The 15,794-nt window shown below is 70.8% G+C and carries 14 protein-coding genes and 1 pseudogene; 4 read left to right on the top strand and 11 right to left on the bottom strand.

Translation table 11 applies throughout. From position 1 onward, the window contains the following. The 3 genes from ACFWM2_RS01320 to ACFWM2_RS01310 all read left to right on the top strand — a co-directional run bounded on the left by ACFWM2_RS01320 (nt 1) and on the right by ACFWM2_RS01310 (nt 3,110). Nucleotides 1-189: a hypothetical protein gene (locus ACFWM2_RS01320; RefSeq protein WP_383271733.1), complete on the top strand. Its 189-nt coding sequence runs from the start codon at nt 1-3 to the stop codon at nt 187-189. Between the two features lie 123 nt (nt 190-312). Beyond that, nucleotides 313-1,701, top strand: a complete 1,389-nt coding sequence (locus tag ACFWM2_RS01315) for an OFA family MFS transporter (RefSeq protein ID WP_383271731.1) — start codon at nt 313-315, stop codon at nt 1,699-1,701. Beyond that, nucleotides 1,701-3,110 (top strand): OFA family MFS transporter, encoded by a 1,410-nt coding sequence (locus ACFWM2_RS01310; RefSeq protein WP_383271729.1) that lies wholly within the window; start codon nt 1,701-1,703, stop codon nt 3,108-3,110. Before ACFWM2_RS01315 ends, ACFWM2_RS01310 begins: the two co-directional genes overlap by 1 nt. A gap of 194 nt (nt 3,111-3,304) precedes the next feature. Here ACFWM2_RS01310 and ACFWM2_RS01305 read toward each other — a convergent pair whose 3' ends face one another. Further along, a complete protein-coding gene (locus ACFWM2_RS01305; protein ID WP_383271727.1) occupies nt 3,305-3,715 on the bottom strand; it encodes a winged helix-turn-helix transcriptional regulator in 411 nt (136 codons plus the stop codon). A gap of 100 nt (nt 3,716-3,815) precedes the next feature. Between ACFWM2_RS01305 and ACFWM2_RS01300 the strand changes: the two genes are divergently transcribed. Next, a complete protein-coding gene (locus ACFWM2_RS01300) occupies nt 3,816-4,673 on the top strand; it encodes an alpha/beta fold hydrolase (RefSeq protein ID WP_383271725.1) in 858 nt (285 codons plus the stop codon). Here ACFWM2_RS01300 and ACFWM2_RS01295 read toward each other — a convergent pair. The 10 genes and pseudogenes from ACFWM2_RS01295 to ACFWM2_RS01250 all read right to left on the bottom strand — a co-directional run. Continuing rightward, nucleotides 4,595-4,837: pseudogene (locus tag ACFWM2_RS01295) on the bottom strand (IS5/IS1182 family transposase); the annotation flags it as partial. The gene ACFWM2_RS01300 and the pseudogene ACFWM2_RS01295 overlap by 79 nt on opposite strands. A 100-nt stretch (nt 4,838-4,937) precedes the next feature. After that, nucleotides 4,938-6,107, bottom strand: coding sequence for a sugar phosphate isomerase/epimerase family protein (locus tag ACFWM2_RS01290; RefSeq protein WP_383271723.1), 1,170 nt, complete (start codon nt 6,105-6,107; stop codon nt 4,938-4,940). A 136-nt stretch (nt 6,108-6,243) separates the two neighbouring features. Next, the gene (locus ACFWM2_RS01285) at nt 6,244-7,644 is read right to left on the bottom strand and encodes an alkaline phosphatase family protein (protein WP_383271721.1); all 1,401 of its coding nucleotides are present in this window, start codon (nt 7,642-7,644) and stop codon (nt 6,244-6,246) included. Further along, entirely contained in the window at nt 7,641-8,810 is a 1,170-nt protein-coding gene (gene eboE / locus ACFWM2_RS01280) for a metabolite traffic protein EboE (protein ID WP_383271719.1), read from the bottom strand. Before eboE ends, ACFWM2_RS01285 begins: the two co-directional genes overlap by 4 nt. Before the next feature lie 3 nt (nt 8,811-8,813). After that, the gene (locus ACFWM2_RS01275; protein WP_383271717.1) at nt 8,814-9,662 is read right to left on the bottom strand and encodes a TatD family hydrolase; all 849 of its coding nucleotides are present in this window, start codon (nt 9,660-9,662) and stop codon (nt 8,814-8,816) included. After that, on the bottom strand, nt 9,662-10,411 hold the full coding sequence (locus ACFWM2_RS01270; RefSeq protein ID WP_383271715.1) for an EboA domain-containing protein: 750 nt from the start codon (nt 10,409-10,411) through the stop codon (nt 9,662-9,664). Before ACFWM2_RS01270 ends, ACFWM2_RS01275 begins: the two co-directional genes overlap by 1 nt. Continuing rightward, nucleotides 10,408-11,319, bottom strand: a complete 912-nt coding sequence (locus ACFWM2_RS01265; RefSeq protein ID WP_383271713.1) for a sugar phosphate isomerase/epimerase family protein — start codon at nt 11,317-11,319, stop codon at nt 10,408-10,410. Before ACFWM2_RS01265 ends, ACFWM2_RS01270 begins: the two co-directional genes overlap by 4 nt. Continuing rightward, complete coding sequence (locus ACFWM2_RS01260) at nt 11,316-12,575, bottom strand: SCO3242 family prenyltransferase (protein ID WP_383271711.1); 1,260 nt, start codon at nt 12,573-12,575, stop codon at nt 11,316-11,318. Before ACFWM2_RS01260 ends, ACFWM2_RS01265 begins: the two co-directional genes overlap by 4 nt. 467 nt (nt 12,576-13,042) lie before the next feature. Continuing rightward, on the bottom strand, nt 13,043-14,206 hold the full coding sequence (locus ACFWM2_RS01255; RefSeq protein ID WP_383271709.1) for an inositol-3-phosphate synthase: 1,164 nt from the start codon (nt 14,204-14,206) through the stop codon (nt 13,043-13,045). Nucleotides 14,207-14,445: 239 nt separating this feature from the next. Then, a complete protein-coding gene (locus ACFWM2_RS01250; protein WP_383271707.1) occupies nt 14,446-15,792 on the bottom strand; it encodes a ThuA domain-containing protein in 1,347 nt (448 codons plus the stop codon). Nucleotides 15,793-15,794 lie beyond the last annotated feature (2 nt).

Below are 15,794 nucleotides of genomic sequence, written 5' to 3'. Positions count from 1 at the left end.
GTGACGGTTGCGAACAACCCCAGGCTCTCCCCGACCCAGGCCCGACCGGCCCCGACCCCCTACTCCCGGATGTTCGTCCCGCCCTGCGGGGCCGCGGACGACCCGGACATGACCAAGAAGCCGGTGGCGGTACGCGGCGGGAGGTACCGCTGGGCCCGTACGGCGGGGCTGTTGGGGGGCCTTCCATGAGGTGACCGAGGGCGGGGACGGCAGACGGTGCGCGTCGGCCGGCCCCGGAGCCCACAAGCGCACGAAAGGCATTTGGCAGGGGGCGCTGTCCAGATCTTTCGACGCAAGGGGTGCTTGAGCGATATGACAACCACCGACTACTCGACGTCCGTTCCCTACAGGGAGGTGACGGATGGCAATGGCCGCAAGTACCGCATCGGTGAGACCGACCGCGACATCTTGGGCCGACCACGCTGGACCATGGTGCTGTTCCCATGGATGGGCATGCTGGGCATCAGTTCCTCGGAGTACGCGTTCACTTCGGCCGAGGACACCCTGCACGATGCCCATCTCTGGAGCAGCGGCCACATCTTCTGGCTGATGGGTGTCTGGATCTTCTTCCAGGCAGCCGTGGCCTTCCCTGCGGGGCAACTGCGGGAAAGCGGGAGGCTGCCCGCCCGGTACGCCATGTTCCTCGGTGCACTGGGCACGGTTCTGGGCTATCTCTCGCTGGCGTTCGCGCCGCACGTGATCGTCGCGTACATCGGGTTCGGGATGTTCAGCGGTATCGGAGCCGGTCTTGTCTACGCGACCTGCGTGAACATGGTCGGCAAGTGGTATCCGGAGCGCAAGGGCGGCAAGACCGGCCTGGTCAACGGCGGTTTCGCCTATGGCTCGGTGCCCTTCGTCTTCCTGTTCACCTCGTACATGAACCTCAGCAACTACGAGAACGTCCTGATAGCCGTCGGCGTGGTCTGCTGCTCGGTCGTCGCCTTCGCCGGCTGGTTCTTCAAGGACCCGCCCAAGGGCTGGTGGCCTTCGCACGCGGACCCGCTGAAGGTGTCGGACGACCCGAGGGTCCGGCGGGCGCTGGAGAAGAACCCGCCGGCGGTCAAGCAGTACACCCCGAAGGAGGCCGCTCGTACTCCCGTCCTGTGGATGATGTGGTTCTGTCTCCTGTGCACGGCCGGGATCAACATCTTCGGTATCGCCATGCAGGTGCCGTTCGGCAAGGACATGGGCTTCGCCGGCGGGATCGTGGCAACCGCGATGTCCCTGAAGGCCATTGTCAACGGCACCGGACGCGGCGTCATCGGTTGGATCTCCGACCGCGTCGGCCGGCGCCAGACACTGATCATCGTCTGTCTGGTGCTGGGCACCGCCCAGTTCGGTGTTCTGGTCTCCGGCCAGATGGGCAGCATGCCGTTCTTCCTGTTCTGCTCCATGGTCTCCGGATTCGGCGGCGGGGCGATCTTCCCGCTGTTCGCGGCCATGACGGCGGACTACTTCGGCGAGAACCACAACGCGTCCAACTACGGGATGGTCTACAGCTCGAAGCTCATCTCCGGGCTGTTGGGCTCCGGCATGGGTGCGGTCGTGGTCCGCGTGTGGGACTACGAAGGCGCCTTCGTCATCGCAGGCTCCGTAGGACTGGCCTCGGCCGTTCTCGCTCTCTTCCTGAAAGCTCCGGGCAGGCCCCATGCCCGGAAAATTGTCCCCAACCCACACCCCATCGGTGAGGAGATGGCTTAATGACGGCGGAACCCATCGCCGCGAACGACGCGTCGGGAGACTCCGGCGCGGAGAACCGCTCGTACCGGGAAGTCACTGACTCCCGCGGCCGTGTCTACCGAATAGGTGAGACGGACCGGGACATCCTCGGCCACTCGCGCAAGTTCATGGTGTACCTGCCATGGCTTGCCATGATGGCCATCAGTGTCTTCGAGTATGCGTACGGCTCGGCAGAGGACACCCTGTCCCACGCCCACGGCTGGACGCAGAGCAACACCTTCTGGATCCTGAGTGTCTGGGTGTTCTTCCAGGCCGGAATCGCCTTCCCCGCGGGCTGGATGCGGGAGAAGGGGATCCTGACCGCGCGCAAGGCCATGTACATCGGGTCGGTCATGTGCGTGCTCGGCTTCCTCGCTCTCTCGCACCTGAGCAATGTCCTCCTGGCGATTCTGGGCTTCGGTGTCATCGGTGGCATCGGGTCCGGACTGGTGTACGCGACCTGCATCAACATGGTCGGCAAGTGGTTCCCCGAGCGTCGTGGCGCGAAGACCGGATTCGTCAACGGCGGATTCGCGTACGGCTCACTGCCGTTCATCTTCATCTTCAACTACGCCTTCGACACGTCCAATTACCACCGCGTGCTGGACCTCATCGGCTGCTACGTGATGATCGTGGTGGTCTCCACCGCGTTCTTCTTCAAGGACCCGCCGAAGAACTGGTGGCCGGCCGACATCGATCCGCTGACGTACGGCGGTACCGAGAAGGGGGCCGCCAGCCTCGCCAAGAACCCTCCGGCGGTGAAGCAGTTCACCCCCAAGGAGGCCATCAGGACCGGCATGCTCCCCCTGATGTGGGTCGCTCTGGTCATGACCGCGGGGGTGTCGATCTTCGGAATCTCCTTCCAGGTCGACTTCGCCAAGGAGGTGGGCTTCGGTCCGCTGGTGGCGGCGTCCTCGATGGGCGTCATGGCCGTCATCAACGGCGTCGGCCGGGGCGTGGTGGGCTGGCTGTCCGACATCTGGGGCCGCAAGCCGACCCTGGTGTTCGTCATCCTCGTGCTGGGTCTCGCGCAGTTCGGCGTGATCTGGGCCGGTGACATCAAGAGCGAATGGCTGTTCCTGGTCTTCGCGTTCCTCTCCGGATTCGGCGGCGGCGCGTTCTACCCGATGTTCGCGGCCCTGACCCCGGACTACTTCGGCGAGAACTACAACGCCACCAACTACGGGCTGGTGTACAGCGGAAAGCTGATCAGCGGTCTGTTCGGCGGCGGGCTCGGCTCCATGGTGGTGGCCGCCTGGGGCTACAACGGCGCCTATGCGCTGGCGGGTGGCATCTCCATGGTGGCGGCGGCGATCGCGCTGCTGCTGAAACAGCCGGGCGGGACCAGGAGGGAATCCACCAGTACCCCGCAGCCACAACCGGCGGGCTGACAGGCCCTTCGGGCCACCGCACACGGTACGGATGAGGCGGCCCTCCCTACGTCTTCGGACGCGGGGAGGGCCGCCTCATGCGCGGTCCGAAACCGGGGCCCCCGCGCGGGTCGGTGGGCCGCCAGTGGTGAACTGGCTCAGAACCACCGCGGGCAGGTGCCCTCGACGGCCGGCTTCATGCGCAACCGGCCCGCCTAGCCCTCATCGACCTCCTGGTCGGCGGCTTCGTAGGCGCGGTCGATCTCGGCCATGTGCTCCTCCGCCCAGGTCCGCAGCCCCGCAAGCGCGACTTCCAGAGACAGCCCGAGTCCGGTGAGTCGGTAGAAGACCCGCGGCGGCACGGTCGGTTCGACCCGGCGCGACACCAGCCCGTCGCGGGTCAGGCTTCGCAGCGTCACGGACAGCATCTTCTGCGAGACGCCGGGCATCCGGCGTCTCAGCTCCGCGAAGCGCACCTCGTCCGGTGCGGCATCGGCGAGCGTCTTGACGGCCATGGACGTCCACTTCGTACCTATGCGGTCCAGCAACTGCCGCGTCGGGCACTGGGGATCGAACAGATCGCCGCGCACCCCGCGACCGTTTGCCCGGGCTCCATGGGTGGTCACCTGTGGCTCACCACCTTCCCTGAAAGTGCCGTCTAGTAAGCGATCGGACAGTTACCTATCGTTCCGTGGTCACCAATGGTAACCAGTCGCAGGAGCCGTCATGCCCGTCACCACCGCACCCAAACTCCGCCGCATCGCGACGAACGGCGTCCAACTCAACGTCGCAATCGCCGGGGACGGACCTGCGGTTCTCCTGCTGCACGGCTTCCCGCACACCTGGCAACTCTGGAGCGGCATCATGGGCCGGCTCGCCGGGCGATACCGGGTCATCGCCCCGGACCTTCGAGGCTTCGGTGCCAGTACACAAGCCGTCGAGGGTTACGACGCAGGCACCCTCGCCGCCGACGCCGAAGGGCTGCTCGACGCCCTCGGCGAGCCCTCGGCAGCAGTGGTCGGCATCGACGCGGGCGCCGCTCCCGCCGTCCTGCTCGCGCTGCGCCGCCCCGGCCTCGTCCGGCGCCTGGTCGTGATGGAGGCACTGCTCGGCCGCCTGCCCGGAGCAGAACACGTCATCGCGGGCGGGGCCCCGTGGTGGTTCGGCTTCCACGCCGTCCCCGGCCTCGCCGAGACCGTCCTGGCCGGCAACGAAGCCCCGTACATCGACTGGTTCCTCGACTCGGGGACGCTCGGGCGAGGAGTACCCGACGACATCCGTGCGGCCTTCGTCCACGCGTTCACCGGGAGCGAGGCCCTGCGCTGCGCGTTCTCCTATTACCGGGCCCTGCCCACCAGCGCTCAGCAGATACAGGACGCCGTCGTGACGGCTCGGCTGACGATGCCCACCATGGCCGTCGGCTCTCACCCCGTCGGCACCGGGCTCGAACGCCAACTCCGTCCCATCGCCGATGACCTGGTCGGACACCACCTCCAGGACTGCGGCCACATCATCCCCCTCGACCGCCCCGACGCATTGTTCGCGCTCCTTGCTCCCTTCCTCTCCGCCGATCTGCCGAAGTGAACGGAGCGGGTCAGTTGCAGCATCTCGTCGAAGATGATCCGGTCGCTGATGCGCCGGCGGTGGCACCCGAGCGGATGGTCCGGGTGGTACACCGGCCGCTCGGGCAGCAGCGCCGCGAATTGATCCCGGAGTGGTTCAGTCAGCCACGATGGCAGCGCGGGCACAGGTCCCCCAGCGATCAAGGAGCGCCGCAACTCCATGATCGCTGTGACCTGTGCCCGTTCCGCAGCCGACGTCCTCCAGCGTGCCTATCCGCGCAACCTCTTACTGGTGACGCTTCTTGCGGAGGGCCGCGAGGTGGTCGTAGCCGATCTTCGCGAACCGCAGCGACTGCCCGAGGTCGGTGGAGCTGGGTGCGTTGTCCTGCTCGACCATCGGGTTGTGGTAGTTCCGGTCGCCCACGCGCGAGAAGAACGTCGTGTAGTCGATGACGCCGGTGCCGAACGGGACCATGTCGTAGCCCATCCCGTTCGTGGTGTTCACGGTGCCGTCCTTCGCGTGGAAGAGCGGGTAGCGCTTGTTGTTGCGGACGACGAGGCCCGCGGGGTCGAAGACCTTCTCCAGGGTCGAGCCGTCGTGGGCCGTGCAGGTGTGGAACTTGTACTGGGCGACATGCGCCCAGAAGATGTCCATCTCCAGCCAGACGGTCTTCGGATCAGTGATCTTGAGGAAGTACTCCAGCTTGCGGATGCCGGAGCTGCGGGTCGGCCGGCCCTGGGCGTCCGACGGACCGCCGTCGAGCAGGAAGCCGTAGGCCGCGTCGTGGTTGTGGGTGTAGAGCTTGATGCCCTCGCGGCGGGCGATCGCGCCGAGCGCGTTCCACTTGTCGGCCGCCACGTCCCAGTCGGCGCGGTAGTCACTGCCGGTGGGGTCGCCACCGGTGCCCATGTGATCCATGCCGAGGATGTTGGCGATCTCCAGATGCTTCTTGAAGGTGTCCAGGTCGGGTGTCGTGAGCGGCCAGGAACCCGGGATGAAGCCGTGGTTGCCCTGTGCCCGCAGCCCGTACTCGTCGAGCCACGAACGCAGCAGCCTGGCGCCGGCCACGGACTCCAGGTTCGCTCCGCCGGGAGCGTTGGCGTGCTGGCCGTAGCCCGCGAACTCGACCTGCCGGTAGCCGTGGCGCGAGAGCTGCCTGAAGACCTCGCGGAATCCGGACGGCAGGTCGACGGCGAGCGGATCGCGGCCCGTCGCGTCACGGACGGTGTAGAGAATGATGCCGCGCCTGGCCGCGGGTATGAGGGTGTCCCCGCCGTGCCCGTGGCCTCTGTCCCGGGCGGGGGCCTGGGCGTGGGCGGGTGCGGCGCCGAGGACGGGAGCGGCGATCGCCGCGGTCGCGGCGGCGGTGCAGGTGCTCAGAAAACGGCGGCGGTTGACGCCGAGCGCGCGACGCAGGGCGTCGTCGGTTCCGGATTCGTCGTTGAACACGGTCACGGTTCCTCTTTCGGGTCGGTGTGCGGTCGGGCGGGTGCCGGACGCGCCCGCGTTGGCGTCCGTGGGCCGGACGCGTTGTCAGTGGCGCGTGTTTCACTTTCCGTAGTTGCTCGTCACGCGAGGCCGTAGTCGCTCGTCACGCGAGGCCGGCCAGGGCGAGCAGCAGGGATTTCACTTCGGTGGCCGCGACGCGGCCCCCGACTGCGTGGGGGGTGGAGCAGATGATGAGCGGACCTTCGTCGTCGCTCGGGGGAAGGCGGCCGTGGCTGCCGCGAATAGGTGAGGGGTCCAGCGGCACGACCGCCATGCGGTAGCGCATGCCGAGCTTCTTGCGGGCCACCGCGCCCACGGCCTTGACCTTGACGTAGGGGTCGTGCGGGTCCATGAAGAGCTCGACCGGGTCGTAGCCGGGTTTGCGGTGGATCTCGACGAGCTGCGCGAAGTCCGGCGCGTGGGCGTCGTCGAGCCAGTAGTAGTACGTGAACCAGGCGTCCGGCTCCGCGACGGCTACGAGTTCGCCCGAGCGCGGATGGTCGAGGTGGTGGGCCTTCTTGCCCTCGTCGTCGAGGAGTTGCTCGATACCGGGCAGATCGGCGAGCGCCTCCTTCGTGACCTCCAGGTCCTCGGGACGGCGCACGTAGACATGGGCGATCTGGTGGTCGGCGACGGCGAAGGCACGCGAGGCCATCGGGTCGAGGTACTCCATGCCGTCCTGCGTGTGCACTTCGAGCAGCCCGGCACGGCGCAGCGCGCGGTTGATGTCGACGGGCCTGTTCACCCGCGTGATGCCGTACTCGGAGAGCGCGACGACGGTGCGGCCCTGCGCCTTGGCGTCGTCGAGGAGGGGTGCCAGGGCCGTGTCGAGGTCGGCCGCCGCCTTGAGGGAGCGCGGGTCGTCGGGTCCGAAGCGTTGCAGGTCGTAGTCGAGGTGAGGGAGGTAGCAGAGGGTCAGGTCCGGTCGGCGGGTGCCCATGATGTGACGGGTCGCGTCGATGATCCACCGGCTGGAGACGAGGTCCGCGCCGGGCCCCCAGAAGTGGAAGAGGGGGAACGTGCCGAATTTCTCGGTGAGTTCGTCGTGCAGGGCCGGGGGCCGGGTGTAGCAGTCGGGCTCCTTGCGGCCGTCGGCGTAGTAGACGGGACGGGGGGTGACCGTGAAGTCGGTGTCGGCACCCATGGCGTACCACCAGCAGATGTTGGCGACCGTGTAGCCGGGGTGCGCGCGCCGGGCGGCGTCCCACAGCCTGTCGCCGGAGACCAGGCCGTTGTGCTGGCGCCACAGGAGTACGTCGCCGAGCTCGCGGAAGTACCAGCCGTTGCCGACGATGCCGTGCTCGGCGGGGTGGCTGCCGGTGAGGAAGGTGGACTGGGCGGCGCAGGTGACGGCGGGCAGGACGGTACCGAGCGGGGCGCGGGAGCCGGACTGGCCGAGGGCCTTGAGGTGCGGCATGTGGTCGAGGAGACGGGGGGTGAGGCCTACGACGTCCAGGACGAGGAGCGGGGTGGGCCGGCCGGGGCGTTCCGGTGCGGTGCTCATGGGAGTTCCTTCAGGCCGAGGTCCGTCAGGAGGTCGCGGGCGAGGGTGAGTTCGGCGGCGATGCCGTCGGCGAGCTGGGCGCGGGCGCGGGGGCGCAGCTCGGGCGGCAGGGCCTGCCAGGTGTAGGTCTCGACCTCCAGGTGACGGGTGAGCGGGTGCGGGCCGCCCACGAGTCGGGTCAGCGCGGCCCGGAGCACGGGGAGCGTGGAGGTGAGGGGTGCGGCGGGGGCCGCGTGCAGCGGGACGTGGAAGTGGGCGCGCCAGGGGGCGCCGTCCGGCAGGGCGTCGCCTGCGAGGGCCTCGCCGAGGTCGTCGGTGCCGCGCAGTCCACCGGCGGTGCTGGTGCGGGTCTGGTGCAGGAAGCGGGGTTCGTCGAAGGCGGCGAGAGCGGTGCGGACTTCCGGGAGATGGGGGTGTTCGGCGTGCAGGGCGGCGGAGAGCTGGGATTTGACGACCGGGACCCCGGCTCGGGCGAGCGCGTCCAGGGCGGTGTCCGGGTCCTCGAAGGAGGTGGCGAGGTGGCAGGTGTCGACGCAGATGCCGATGCGGTCGTGGGCAACGGCGGTGAGCGGGGCGATGGCGTCCCGCGTCGTCTCGACGACGCAGCCCGGTTCGGGTTCCAGGCCGATCCGGATGGAGCGGCCGGTCAGCTCCTCCAGGGCGTCGAGGCGTCCGGCGAGCGTGGTGAGCGCCGCGCGGGCCGCGGCTGCCCGCCCTTCGTCGTACATGGTGCGCCAGGCGAGCGGCAGCGTGGAGATGCTGCCTTCGGTGACGTCGTCCGGGAGCAGTCGGGCGAGGACCCGGGCCAGCGCGGTGGTGTGCTGGAGGCGCTCGGGGTCGGCCCAGTCCGGCTTGTAGACGCGGTACTTGACCACTTCGGCGCCGAAGCCCTCGTACGGGAAGCCGTTGAGGGTGACCACTTCGAGGCCGCGGCGGTCGAGTTCGGTGCGCAGTCCGCGCAGCGCCGACGGATCTGTGACCAGGGCGCGGGCGGCGTCCTTGGCGAGCCACAGTCCGATGCCGAGGCGGTCGCGGCCCAGGCGCCGGCGGACGGGTTCGCAGTGGTCGCGGAGCTGGCCGAGGACACCGTCGAGGGTTTCGGCCGGGTGGACGTTGGTGCAGTAGGCGAGGTGGACGACGGAACCGTCGGGGTGGCGGAAGCGCATCGCTCACTCCCCGCCGCGGAGGATGGAGTTGCCCTCGTGGGTGGCGGCCGTGTCGGCGAGGTCGAGGTCGAGGCGCCCGCTGAGCGCGTAGAAGGCGACCGGGTTGCGCCACAGCACCAGGTCGACCTCGTCGTCGGTGAATCCGGCGGCCAGCAGCGCGTCCCCGACCTTGCGGGTCTTGAGGGGATCGCTTCTGCCCCAGTCGGCGGCCGAGTTGACGAGCACCTTCTCGGGGCCGAACTCCTTGAGCACGGTGACCATGCGTTCCTCGTCCATCTTGGTGTCGGGATAGACGGAGAAGCCGAGCCAGCAGCCGCTGTCCTTGGCCTCCTTGACGGTGGTCTCGTTGAGGTGGTCGACGAGCACGCGGTCCGGGGCCAGCGCCGATTCGCGGACGAGGTCCAGGGTGCGGCGCAGCCCGGCGAGCTTGTCGCGGTGCGGGGTGTGCACGAGGGCGGGCAGCCCGTGGTCGGCGGCGAGCTGGAGCTGGGCCGCGAGAGCGGTGTCCTCGGCGGGGGTCATCGAGTCGTAGCCGATCTCGCCGACGGCGACGACCTGGTCCTTGACGAGATAGCGGGGCAGTTCGTCGAGGACGGGGACGCAGCGGGGGTCGTTCGCCTCCTTGGGGTTGAGGGCGAGCGTGCAGTGGTGGGCGATGCCGTACTGGGCGGCACGAAAGGGCTCCCAGCCGAGGAGGGAGTCGAAGTAGTCGAGGAAGGAGGCGGGCGAGGTGCGGGGCTGGCCGAGCCAGAAGGCGGGTTCGACAACGGCGCGGACGCCTGCGGTGTACATGGCCTGGTAGTCGTCGGTGGTCCGTGACGTCATGTGGATGTGGGGGTCGAAGATGCGCATCAGGACTCCTTGCCGGACGAGGCGCGGGTGCCGGACGGGGCCGCCGGACCGGGAGCGCCATTCGTGGGGGTGCGGCCGGCCGCGGCGGAACCGGCGGCCGTGGGGTCGGTCAGGGCCAGAACGCGGTGCAGGTCCTCGGGTACGGAGCGGCCCGCGGCGGTGCGTTCGTCGGCGTAGTCGCCGAGCATCCGGGCGAGTTCGGCATCGGCGTGGGCACGCCGCGGCAGGTCGCTCACCTCGTCGACGGGGACGCCGGTGAACAGGCACTTCAGGACGGCGTGCCGCCAGTTGTGGGCGTCCAGGTGCCGGGCGGCGTACGGGCCGACGGCGGCGGCGACGAGCCGGGTGTCGTTGGTGCGCAGGGCGTCCTCGACTAGGGGGAGGGCGTCGGGGCCGGTGACGAGGTGGGGCAGGGCCTGCAGGACGGCCCGGCGTTCGGCGGCGGTGCCCTGCCGGTAGACGCGGGCGAGGGCGTCCGGGTCGGCGCGGGCGGCGTGCAGCAGCAGGACGCGGGCGGCGTCGGCGTACTCGGGTCCGCACCGGCGGCCGGCCTCGGCGATCCGCAACTCCCATACGGAGATGGGTCCGTGGATGCCGGGGTGCGTGGCGGCCTCGTCGAGGGCCTGGTCGAGCCAGGCGCGGGCGGCCGGGCCCAGACAGCTGTTCAGACGCGAGTGCAGGACGGCGACGGCCGGCTGGGGGGTGTGGTGCGCCCGGCTGTCGCGGGTGGGGTGTGGGTGGTGGTTCACGGGGCTGTCCCTTCGAGGCCCTTGGGGATCGCCCGGGCCGCGCGGTGGAGGAACGGGAGGGACCGTCCGGCGAAGTGGGGGCCCGCGTGGGAGTGGCGGGGTAGTTCGACGACGGTCAGCGCCTGGTAGCCGGTGGCCGCCAGAGCTTCGAGTACGGGCGGGAAGTCGATCTCCCCGTCCCCGAACGGGAGGTGTTCGTGGACGCCGCGGCGCATGTCCTCGATCTGGACGTGGCGCAGCCAGGGGGCGGCGGCGCGTACGCAGTCGGCGGGTGAGAGGGGTTCGAGGCACTGGCAGTGCCCGATGTCGAGGGTGAGACCGAGTGCGTCGGGGTCGCCGAGCGTCTCGCGGAGCCGGTGGAAGTCGGCGAGGGTGGCGAGCAGATGTCCTGGTTCGGGTTCGACGGCGAGCGGTACGCCGGCCTCGGTGGCGGCGCTCAGGACGGGGTCGAGTGCCTCGGCGAGGCGTTTCCAGGCGGTGTCCTCCTCCGTGCCGGCGGGGGTGATTCCGCTGAAGCAGTGCACGGCGTGCGCGCCGAGGTCGGCGGCCACTCGCACGGCACGGACGAGCAGATCGACCCGCCGGGCGCGGTCCTCGGGGTCCGGGTCGAGCAGTGAGGGGCCGTGTTTGCGGCGTGGGTCGAGGACATAGCGGGCCCCGGTCTCCACGGTGACCCCCAGGCCGAGGGCGTCGAGCCGTCGCGCCACCTTACGGGTGCGGGCGGCGAGATCAGGGCCCAGCGGGTCGAGGTGCATGTGGTCGAGGGTCAGGCCGACGCCGTCGTAGCCGAGGTCGGCGAGGAGCGAGAGGGCGTCGTCGAGACGGAGGTCGGTGAGGCCGTTGGTGCCGTAGCCGAAGCGGAGGGGGTGGGAGCCGGGGTTCGGCGCGAGGCGGGGCGTCTCCCTCATGTGACGCTCACCTTCCTCGCGAACTTCCGTGCCGCCGGGGCGAGTAGGGCCGTGAGAACGGCGACGGCCGGGGCACCTGCGCGTGCGGCGAGCGCGGCCTGGAGCGGAATCATGGCGCGAATGCCCCCGCCGACGGCGCGCTGCGTGAGCGGAGGCGAGGGGTTGAGGGCGGCATGAAAGAGGGGCCGGGCGGAGGTCACGGCGTAGGCGACGGTGAGGGCCGTGTGTATGGCGTCCGTGGGGGTGGGCGGGCTGCCTGGGCTTGAGCCTGGGGACGACGACGGACGTCGTACGGCTGGAATCCCGCGGTGGGTGGGGATGCGCGAGCCCTGGCCGGAGGCCGGGCGCGACGACGGGCTGCCGGCGTCGGGAGTCCCGCGGTGCGCGGAGATACCCGAGTCCAGGCCGGAGGCCGAGCGCGACCGTCGGATCCCCGCGTCGGCGTCCCAACTCCCGCGGTGCGCGGAGATACCCGAGCCCAGGCCGGAGGCCGAACGCGACCGTCCGAGCCCCGCGTCGGCGTCCCAAGTCCCCCGGTGCGCGGACTGCGGACGTCGGTCTGTGCCCGCGGCCGGTCGACCGCGGGTGAGTCCCCAGACCACCGCCCCTGTGGTGAGCAGCGCGGCCAGCGGTGCCGTGTGCGAGCCGCCCTGTGTCTCGCCGCGGGAGACGGTGGTCACCGCGAAGGTGTGGGTGGCCAGGGTCAGGGCCGCGGGCAGGGCGGACCGGGGCCGGCCGCCGGTGGCCGTCGCGCCGAGCAGGAGGTCGAGGCCGCGGGCGGCAGCCATCGCCGCCGGTCCGGCGGGGGTCCGTTTGAGCCCGAGGTCGTACGCCCAGACCGTGGCCGCGAGCGGCACGGCCACCGCCAGGGACCGGCCGCCCGCACGGGCGGCCAGCGCGAGGCCCGCCGCCGTGAGGGCGCCGGCCGCGGCGAGGGCGGCGGTCGGCCGGATACGGCCCGAGGGCAGCGGGCGGTGCGGGCGGTCCACGGCGTCCTCGGCCTGGTCGGCCCAGTCGTTGAGGGCCATGCCGGCCTCGTACAGGCAGAGGGAGGAACCGATGGCGAGCAGGGTGCGGGGGTTCGGCCGGGCGCCGGCTGCGGCCGCGCCCGCGAGTGCGTCGCCGGGGACGGTGAACAGGGCGGGCAGACGGAGCAGTTCGGCCCAGGCCCGCCCCGTGCCTCGCCTACGGCCACCCCCACCGGCGGCTTGGGCCGCCGCCATGCCGGGGGCCTCCGCCGTCTTCGCCTGCGCCATCCCCGTCGGTGTCGGTGTCGGTGTCGAGGCTGAGGTCACCGTCGGCGCCGGGCTTGAGGCCGGCGTCGAGGCCACCGTCGGCGCCGACCTTGAGGCTGAAGTCGGCGCCGAGCCTGAGGCCGACGTCACCGTCGCTGCCGAACCCGAGGCCGACGTCGGAGTCACCGTCCCCCCCGAACCTGAGGCCGACGCCACCGTCGGCACCGGCACCGGGCTAGCAGCTGACGCCGGAGTCGCCGCCGGCGCAGAACCTGAGGCTGACGCCGGCACCGACCTTGAGGCTGACGCCGAGTTTGCAGCTGACGTCTCCGTCAGCGCCCGCGTGCCCGGTCCCCCCGACGCCCCCGCCCGCGACGCCCACACCGCTCCCACCGAAATGACAGCCACACCGGCCCCGAGAACGCCGAATGCGCCGAGAACGCCACGCGTCCCGAGCGACCCGCGCCCCTCGCCTCCCCACAGCCCCCTCACGCCGCCTCCCCCCGGAGGTCGCGGAGCCGTTCCGCGAAGGTGGCCAGGGCCGCGTACTGCTCACCGAGGGCCGCGGGCCCCTCCCCCACGGGGTCCTTGAAGTAGAAGCCGAGTTCGCTCAGCGGCCCGGTCAGGCCGGCCTCGTGGGCGCGCGCGACCAGCCGGGCCAGGTCGAGGATCAGGGGTGCGGCCAGGGCCGAGTCGCAGCCCTGCCAGGTCGTCTGGAGGACCATGCGGGTGCCGAGGAAGCCGTCGAAGGCGACGTGGTCCCAGGCGGTCTTCCAGTCGCCGAGCGCGGGGACGTCGTCGATGTGGACCTCGCCCTCCGGCACCACGCCCAGCGTGTCCGCGAGGACGCGCTCCTTGCCGGCGTTCTTCGCCGCGGCGGCGGCCGGGTCGGCGAGGGAGGCGCCGTCACCGCCGCCGAGGAGGTTCGTGCCGGACCAGGCGCGCACCCGCAGCGCGCGCTGCGCGAACATCGGCCCGAGGACCGACCGGAGCAGCGTCTGTCCGGTCTTGCCGTCCCGGCCCGCGTGGGGCAGGCCGCAGGTCTCGGCCAGGGGTGCCAGCACGGGGTGGTGCAGACCGGTCGACGGGGTGAAGTTCACGTACGGGCAGCCGGCGCGCAGGGCTGCCGCCGCGTACAACGAGCTTGCGGGGAGCGGAAGTTCGGAGGACGAGTCCCCCTGTGGGTTCCGGCGCACGGGGTCCGGTTCGGTGGACGCCACGTTCACCACGACCGCCCGGGCGAGCCCCCGCCGCCGTACGAAATCGCGAATGTCCGAGGCGAACGTCTCGATGAGTTCCTCCGGGGCCCGGGTGTCCCCGGCGGCGGGACCGCCGGGGCTGATCTCGCGGTCGGCGTCGGCCAGTTCGGCGCCGATCGCCGCCGGCAGCCCGGGTGGCAGCACTCCCCCGGCGGCCAGCGCCTCCGCCCGCTTGGGGAGCGGGCAGTCGAGCGTGTCGTGGCCGCCGAACACGAAGGACGACAGGGCCGGCAGACCGCTGTCGGCGAAGAGGTCGGTCTCGGTGACCATGCCCGTCGGGGGATGCAGGCCGGCGGTCATGGCCGCGCAGCCGGCGATGGCGGTGGTGGCGACGGAGCCGCGTGCTCCGATCAGCCACACCCCCACCCGGGATTCGGAAGGGGACGCGGACATGGGCAGCCTCCTTTTTCGAACTTCGTCGAACGTCATCCCACGCGCCGGAGTCCGTCGGGCTCCATCGGTTCCGTCGGACTCCCGTCGGACTCCCGTCGAAATCCAGCGGACTCCGGCAGACCCCGGCGGCTTCCGGCGGACCCCGGCGGGCGTCGTCGTACGGTCCTCGTACGACAGCCACGGGAAAGTGGGGGACAAAGACGGCGGGCGGAAGTCCGGCGTCTCCCGCCCGCCGCCGCTCAGTCGCCCGGCGCGCCGGAGCGCACGGGCAGTTCCTTGATCCGGATGTCACGGAAGGACACCTGGTCGTCGGCTCCGTGGTTCTGGATGCCGACATGGCCGTCCCGCAGACTCCGGGCCGGATCGGTGTTGGTGAAATCGTTGATCCGCACGCCGTTGAGCCAGACGCGGAGCCGTTCGCCCTCCACGCGGATCTCGTACGTGTTCCACTCCCCCGGCGGGTTCAGCGCACGGTCGCGCCTGCCGATGTCGGCGGACTGGAAGCTGTAGACGGATCCCGTGGTCCTCTCGGGCACGTCCGTGGCGTCGATCTGGACCTCGTAGCCGTTGTTCACGGCCGACCAGGGGTCGTCGGAGGCCGGAAAGCCCACGAAGACACCGGAGTTGTCGTCCCCGTCCACCTTCCAGTCCAGCTTCAGCGAGTAGGCGCCGAAGCCGGAGCCGGCGTACCAGAGCATGCCGAGGCCGCCGTTCGACGTGAGCGTGCCGTCGTCCGACCGGGAGAAGGAGCCGGGACCCGCCTGCCGCCAGGCCGACAGGGACTCGGCCGTGCCGTCGAAGAGCGGTCGGTAGCCGTTCTCCGGACGGCAGTCGGCCTGTGCGTCGCCGACGGCGTACCGGATGCCGCCCAACAGGTGCTGCCGGAAGGCGGCTTCGCTGTACGACTCCTTGGTGTGACCGCCGCCGGTGTAGAAGGCGCGGCCACCCTGGTAGGTCTGGCACCAGGCGATCGGATGGTCCCCGCTCATCGTGCCGCCGCTGTACGACGACTCGTCGAGCGAGGCCAGGACGTGGGCGTGGTCCCGGGGGTTGGAGCGGTAGTTGTACCACTCGTCCGTCCGGTGCCAGGTCGGATCCAGGTGCCCGGTCGCCGGGTTGCCGCGGTCCTCGACGTCGACCGTCGCGGGCTGGATCGCCGGGTGCGACTGGAAGTAGGCGCCGGCGAGACCGCCGTAGAACGCCCAGTCGTACTCGGTGTCGGCGGCCGCGTGGACGCCCACGTAGCCACCACCGCGCTTGATGTACCGCTCGAAGGCGGTCTGTTGGGTGGCGTCCAGGACGTCACCCGTGGTCGAGAGGAACACCACGGCCCCGTACCGCGCGAGGTTCTTCGCGGTGAAGGCGCCGGCGTCCTCGGTGGCGTCCACCGCGAACCCGTTGGCGGAGCCCAACTCCCGTACAGCGGCGATCCCTTCGGGGATCGAGTCGTGGCGGAAGCCGGCTGTCCTGGAGAAGACCAGGACCCGTGTCTCGTCCGGCCCCTTGGAGGCGGCCGGTCCCGAAACGCACCCGATCAGCAGGGCGGTCGCGGCGGCCGACGTCATCACTCGCAGGGAGGCGCGCATGT

Source organism: Streptomyces sp. NPDC058371 (genome assembly GCF_042723265.1).
Classification (GTDB): domain Bacteria; phylum Actinomycetota; class Actinomycetes; order Streptomycetales; family Streptomycetaceae; genus Streptomyces.
The sequence above is the reverse complement of the archived record's forward strand: the minus strand, read 5'-3'. Positions and strand labels throughout refer to the sequence as shown.